This is a genomic window from Desulfallas thermosapovorans DSM 6562 (genome assembly GCF_008124625.1).
GTDB lineage: Bacteria > Bacillota > Desulfotomaculia > Desulfotomaculales > Desulfallaceae > Sporotomaculum > Sporotomaculum thermosapovorans.
Genome location: NZ_VNHM01000040.1, coordinates 1 through 2,510, shown reverse-complemented (window position 1 = coordinate 2,510; position 2,510 = coordinate 1). Strand labels below are relative to the sequence as shown.

Here is a 2,510-nt window from a genome sequence, read left to right as displayed (position 1 = left end):
ATTCTGCTTAAAATTTTTATATAAATTCATATGAATTTGTTTTAAGGCCCCTAACCACAGTTTTTTAAAGTATCAATTCTTAGACAGGCTGCTAGAGATGGTAAAATTGTTAAACATAAAATTAAAAATAGTGATAAACATACTATTCTTTTCAATAAACTTAACTTTCTCCTTTCTGTTTTAAATTACTTATAGTGACTATCAAACATAGCAAACACAGCAACAAGTCAAATAACTTTATTAGTCTTGTTAAACTAACATTTTATATGACTCTACAATGCCAACACCCTCACAAATTAGGGTTTTCTTTGGTTTTCTCACTTATTCACACAATATCATTTTAAGCAAATTATTGGTGCAACACATTTACCAGGGAGTTAATTTACGGCTTTTGACCTGTGATCCTTTATCTTATAAAAGCCAATTATGGATATATCAGATTAAAATCACCTTTTTTAAGATATTTAACCACTTACCACGAATTCATTTTTAACTTTCACCGAACTGATACAGCTTTAGAAGTTGATGAACCAGATTCTTTGCTGCCCGACTCTATAACACTGTGCAATGCATACGCCCGGTATTCACCACTGGGAACAGCTAATACTTTGTTGCCGGTTATTATATTCGTTCCGTAATCCTCAAAGCTCCAGGAACCTTGACTTACCCAATTACTGCCCACCTTTTTTTGCAAATAAAGAGTTAACGAAATAACGTCAACATTTGAGTATGCTGTGGTTTTACCGCTGATTTTTATTGTCCCGTTCATATTGCTGGTGATACTGCATGTCCCATCTGCCAGCCATTGTAAAGCTTCTGGCCCAATGGCACTGAATACGCTGCTTTCTCCTCCGCTTTCTGATAATTCACCGGCCTGGGCGGAAGAGACCAAAAGAATGCAGAACAATAAAACGGAAAAAATTAATATTCCTTTCCTTGCCAACTGTCCACCTCCTTTCTACTAATAAGACTTTTGGGAAACATAAAATGATTCTCCAATTTAGTTAAAATATAACAGGTTTTTTATGTAATAATGTCGAATACCAAAGGCACCAGTTATATGTGAGGGATATTATGAGCGGGTTAAAAGCAGAGGATATATTGATTTATTATGAGAAAACCTTTCATGCTGCTTTTTTTATAGCAAAGAATAAAGAAATTGCCGAAGATGCTACCCAGGAAGCTTTTTTAAAGGCTTATAGTAAATTTAAAGGATTGCGTGATCCTAATAAAATAGGCCCCTGGCTGGCAGTTATCGCCATGAACTGCGCCAAGGACCTATTAAAAAATAAAAAATTATTGGTTGATAACATAGAAACAATTTTTACCCAAAAAACAAATGATACAGACGAATTCTCCAAGTTGGATTTGAAATTAGATACGCAAAAAATTTTAAGTATAATGACCATTGAACACAAACAAGTATTAGTATTACGCTATTTTTACGATCTTCCGGTAAAGGATATAGCTAATTGCCTGGGTATTTCGGAAGCCGCTGTTCGTTCAAGATTACACAGGGCAAAAGCGGAGGTTAAAAAGATAATTAAAGTTAATGATGCGGAGTAAGGAAGGTGTTATGTATGGAACAAGACAGGATTGATGAAATAATAAAAACCGCAATGAAGGATATGAAGGTGCCGCCACCTCCTCCGGAGGAGTTTCTACACCGCCTTAATAAAAAATACCATGAAAGACGAAAAAAACTGGTGGCGGCCAGGGTAAAAACACTTTTTGCTGCCGTAGCTGTAATTTTATTGGTGATAGTTGCCACTAACTCATTTATCCTTAAAAATGCAACGGCGGTTGGAAATGTCATTTCGAAGTTTTTTTATGTGGAAGGTGAAGGCAGTATTAATAATATTGTCTTCAAATTTTTCCACAAGCCCAAGAATGAACAGGACGAAATACATGAAATTACTACAATTCAGCCTGTAACAATACCCCTTGAAGAGGCCCAGGCAAAAGTGCCCTTCAAAATACTACTGCCCCTTTACCTGCCTGACGGCTTTTGTTTAGATAAGGTAACGTTGGAAGAGGTCTATGCCCCCAGCTATATAATCACTTTGTATTACAAAAGCTCAAAAGGCGAAATGCTGTCAATCTGCGAGGAAAATATCATTGGTGAAACCGGACGCGGTTATATGTACGATAAAGATGATACAATAATAGAAGAGGTGTCCATAAATGGTTCCACAGCTACCGTGGCCAACCTGAAAGATAAATACGTACGGTTATTTTGGCTCAACCAGAGCATATCAATAGAAATACTTGGCCAAGTAACCAAAGAGGAGGCAATTAAAATTGCAAAAAGCCTCAAATAACCGGGTTGCCATCATTAAAGCAAGCTGACACTTTATTTTTGGGCTCACAGTTTTATTTCATTGTGCAAATCATGAAGTTTTATCTTAGATCCGGTAAGTAGGGCTTGCTGAACGAAACAAAAACCCAACAAAATCAAGGATTCAGGAACATATTTGTCGAAATAAAATGCATGGAAAATGCGGTAAATG

The 2,510-nt window shown here is 36.3% G+C and carries 3 protein-coding genes; 2 read left to right on the top strand and 1 reads right to left on the bottom strand.

Annotation, left to right across the window (positions count from 1 at the left end; translation table 11 throughout):
* Window positions 1-496: 496 nt before the first annotated feature.
* Window positions 497-943: a DUF6147 family protein gene (locus LX24_RS14725; RefSeq protein ID WP_166512882.1), complete on the bottom strand. Its 447-nt coding sequence runs from the start codon at window positions 941-943 to the stop codon at window positions 497-499.
* A gap of 131 nt (window positions 944-1,074) precedes the next feature.
* Here LX24_RS14725 and LX24_RS14720 point away from each other — a divergent pair, with 131 nt between their 5' ends.
* Window positions 1,075-1,566: an RNA polymerase sigma factor gene (locus LX24_RS14720; RefSeq protein ID WP_166512881.1), complete on the top strand. Its 492-nt coding sequence runs from the start codon at window positions 1,075-1,077 to the stop codon at window positions 1,564-1,566.
* A 14-nt stretch (window positions 1,567-1,580) separates the two neighbouring features.
* Entirely contained in the window at window positions 1,581-2,321 is a 741-nt protein-coding gene (locus LX24_RS14715) for a DUF4367 domain-containing protein (protein WP_166512880.1), read from the top strand.
* The last annotated feature ends 189 nt before the right edge of the window (window positions 2,322-2,510 follow it).

Coding starts and splice junctions, on each gene's coding strand:
- LX24_RS14715 (WP_166512880.1), top strand. CDS start 1,581: ATGGAACAAGACAGGATTGATGAAATAATAAAAACCGCAATGAAGGAT.
- LX24_RS14720 (WP_166512881.1), top strand. CDS start 1,075: ATGAGCGGGTTAAAAGCAGAGGATATATTGATTTATTATGAGAAAACC.